General features: G+C 65.5%; 4 protein-coding genes. 2 read left to right on the top strand and 2 right to left on the bottom strand.

The window, feature by feature from the left end:
- Window positions 1-809: LysR family transcriptional regulator (locus AC1DZ6_RS21395; RefSeq protein ID WP_477099148.1), on the bottom strand; the 809-nt coding region annotated here is incomplete at its 3' end.
- Between the two features lie 69 nt (window positions 810-878).
- Here AC1DZ6_RS21395 and AC1DZ6_RS21400 point away from each other — a divergent pair.
- Window positions 879-1,973: a phosphotransferase gene (locus tag AC1DZ6_RS21400; protein ID WP_477099149.1), complete on the top strand. Its 1,095-nt coding sequence runs from the start codon at window positions 879-881 to the stop codon at window positions 1,971-1,973.
- 20 nt (window positions 1,974-1,993) lie between these two features.
- On the opposite strand, the gene AC1DZ6_RS21405 is transcribed toward AC1DZ6_RS21400, so the two are convergent.
- The gene (locus tag AC1DZ6_RS21405; protein ID WP_477099151.1) at window positions 1,994-2,917 is read right to left on the bottom strand and encodes a LysR family transcriptional regulator; all 924 of its coding nucleotides are present in this window, start codon (window positions 2,915-2,917) and stop codon (window positions 1,994-1,996) included.
- Between the two features lie 372 nt (window positions 2,918-3,289).
- Between AC1DZ6_RS21405 and AC1DZ6_RS21410 the strand changes: the two genes are divergently transcribed.
- Entirely contained in the window at window positions 3,290-3,571 is a 282-nt protein-coding gene (locus AC1DZ6_RS21410) for a PepSY domain-containing protein (RefSeq protein WP_477099150.1), read from the top strand.
- The last annotated feature ends 1 nt before the right edge of the window (window position 3,572 follow it).

Here is a 3,572-nt window from a genome sequence, read left to right on the forward strand (position 1 = left end):
GTCGTGTAGCAGCCGTAGCCCTGCACAGCCGTCCACGCGACGTCCAGCCGCACCAGCGTCCCGGCGCGAATGGCTTCCTGGACAAAGAAGGATGGGGTGATCAGTACCGCATGCCCCGCCAGTACGAGCGGCATGAGGGCGTCGAAGTCGTTGGCCGTGTAGGCGTCCAGACCGCCCGAATCCGCCGCCTGCCCCAGGAACGTCGAGGCCTTATAGGCCGGAGAGCTCGGCCCCGCACAGGGGAACTCCGCGAGGCGCTCGATAGAGATGGAGCGCTCGGTCGCGAGCGGATGGGTGGGGGACGCGACGAACACCACCTCGGCCTGCATCGTTTCGACATAGGCCAGGGCGCTATTGGACGCGTCGGTGGGGCAAAGCACCAGGTCAAGCTCGCGCGTCTGAACCAGCGGAAGCAGGCGGTTGCCGGCGCCGAGTTCGATCTGCAGGCGCAGATGGGGGTGGGTCTCGACGATCTTCAGCAGCAGCCGGGGCAGCAGCGTATCCTTCAGCAGGGTTCCCACCCCGATCCGAACGGCGCCCGCGTCGCCCCCGGCGACCAGGGCGGCGTCGCGCGCCAGGTTCCGGGTCGCGGCCATCACCCGCTCGGCGCGATCGGCGATCATCTCGCCCATCGGCGTGAGCTCCGAACCCGTCGAGGTGCGTGTGAAGATGGTCAGGCGCAGCTCGTTCTCGAGCTTGGCCACGCTCTTCGAAAGCGCCGGCTGCGCCATGTTCAACGCCTCGGCCGCTCTGGCGAAGCTGCCGTGATCGCGAATGGCGAGAATCTGCCGGAGGTGGCGGATGTCCATGTGTACAGCTAAGGCCAATCTGGGGGATAGTCATGCTCTTCGGAGCACTCGACTGCGACAAGGGCGGTAATGATCGCAATCCCGGACGACGTGCAGCAGATCAGCCCCGATTGGTTACGCGCGTCGGTTCAGCCGCCCGATGTCGCGACCTTCTCGAACTTGGCTTCCATCAGAGCCGAACGCCTGGGCGAGGGCGTCGGCATGGCGACCGACCTCCATCGGCTTCACCTCGGCTACACAACGGGCGCGACGTCAGGCCCAGCGACACTCGTCGCGAAGATGCCCTCCAAGGTCCCCGAAGTCCTGCAGATCGCCCGTGCCTGGGGCCTCTACGAGCGCGAGGTGACGTTCTACCGCGACATCTCCTCAGTCGTCGGCCTACGCGTTCCGAAAGCGTACGTGACGCAATTTGATCCGGAGACCCACCGCTTCGCATTGGTCATGGAAGACCTTTCGCCGGCCGCCGACGGCGACCAGATTACCGGCCTGTCCCATGAGCGCGCCCGGCTAGCCCTGGACGCGCTAGCCGATTTGCACGCCCGATGGTGGAACCGGCCCGAGCTGGCGGCCCTGGAAGCTTCCATCCAACCGTTCGGCGAAGGCCCTTGGGCGGGGACCGGCCCCCGACTCGCCGCCGCTTGGCCTGCCTTCAAGCCATTCCTCGCCGGTCGGGCGTCGCCGACCCTGATCCGTGTCGGCGAGCGGATGGCCCCGAACATCGAGCGCTTGATGATCGATGTCGCCAAGCCTCCGCGAACGCTCTGCCACGGCGATTTCCGCGCCGATAACCTGATGTTCGCTGACAGCCCCGACGGTGCGACTCTTGCGACGATCGACTGGCAAGTCGCCCTCCAGGCTCGCGGGGCCGTCGACGTCAGCCAGTTGCTCTCAATCAGCGTCACCACGGACCTGCGTCGCGCTCACGAGCCGGCCCTGCTGCGCGGATACTACGACAGGTTCCTAGCCGGCGGCGTGGAGGACTATGGCTACGACGCGTTCTTCGAAGACTATCGCCGGGGGCTCCTTGTCGTTTTCTTCTATGTGATCCAGTCGGGCAGCGCGAATGACCTGACCCACCATCGGGCCGAGGCCCTGTTCGACAGCGCGGTCCGGCGGCTGGACGCCGTGGTTCAGGACCACGGTCTGGAGGCGCTCGTCGACTAACGACCGGCCCGCCCCATTTCCTAGGTTTCGTCGAACCGGCCGCTGACCGCGCCCCATTCATCGCGAAGCTGACAGCCGATCACGCGGGCCTGCTCACTTATCTCTCGAACGATGGGGGAATGGCTGGCGCCGCGCGTGGTCACGACGTGGTACTTCTGATCGTACCGCTGCTCCAAATCCAACACCACGACCTCGCCGGTCTGCAGATAGGGTCGCACGACGAACGACGGCGCGAAGAGAGCAAGGTCCCCGCGCATGACCAGGGGCAGGAGCAAGTCGTAGTGGCTGGCCGTGTAGATTCCGAGGTTTTCGTTTTCGAACCCCAGGTTCTTGGCGTTGCTGGAATTTGGCGATAGCGCGCCGCCGCACTTGAATTCCGCCAGGCGTTCGATGGAGATGCCCCGTTCCTTCGCCAGCGGATGCGAAGGGCTGGCCACGAACACGGAGGCCGCTTCAAGGACGGCTTCGGAGACATAAGCCGTCTCCGACGGGTCCGGCGGCTGAGCGACAAACACGACGTCCAACTCGCGCGCTTCGAGTTGCGGCAGCAGACGGGCCGCGGGGGCGACCTCGGCGTGGATCCTGAGATTGGGATGTCGGCTGACGACCCATTCCAGCAGCGGCGTCGCGAACGCGGTCCAGATCGACGACGAGAATCCGATCCGCACGATCCCCGTCTCGCCACCCGCCAGCAGAGCGGCGTCACGCGCCAGATTCCGGGTTTCGGCAATCACCGCGTCGGCCCTGTCTACGATCAGCTCGCCGATCGGAGTCAGATTGGTCCCTTTGGCCGTGCGGTCGAAAAGCTTGAGCTTCAAGCTGTCCTCGAGACGGGCGACGCTCTTCGACAGGTTGGGCTGGGACACGCCCATCGCCTTGGCCGCCTTGGCGAAGCTGCCGTACTTGCGAATGGCGATCACCTGCTTCAGGTGTCGGATGTCCATAGCCCACGCCCCGCTGGCCTTTGGCAGTCCGTCGCCGCCACTGGCGTTCGCGGATGATATACGGATTTTCCCGCACGACACGGGTCCGCAGTCCACCCTTCGCCGCCGATCTATAGGTCTGCATAGCAGGCTGGGTGGCGCCAATAGCAGACATTGTCATGGCTCCAGGTTGCGGACGTTCAGCTCCAGGCCCTGACGGCGACAAACGTCCCAGGTCGGACATTGTACTGTCGTTGGCCTGACGGCACGACGCGCCGACGACTGTATCGGCGCTCACCCTTAGCTGACGTGACGCTGACGACGTTCGCTCGGCTTCTGTCAGGGACCTGGAGCCAATCTCTGAGCATCTTCCGCAGAGAAAGGTATCCTACAATGTCTTCCAATAACTCGATCCGCACCCGGGCCATGCTGGGCGCCGGCATGGCGGCTCTCCTGTTGACCGGCGCGGCCGCCGTCGCCCAGCCCCGAGCACAGACCGCCAAGGCCAGCTTCGCGCGCGCCGCCGAACGCGTGGAGGCGCAAGGCTTCACCATCCTGGAAATGGATCGCGACCAGAAGGGCTTTGACGTAGAGGCCCTGGCCTCCGACGGCCGCCGCATGGAGCTCGATGTCGCCGCTGACGGCGCGATCCTTCGCCAGCGGCTCGACCACTGAC

The sequence above is a fragment of the Caulobacter sp. P1_B12_2 genome (genome assembly GCF_056406675.1).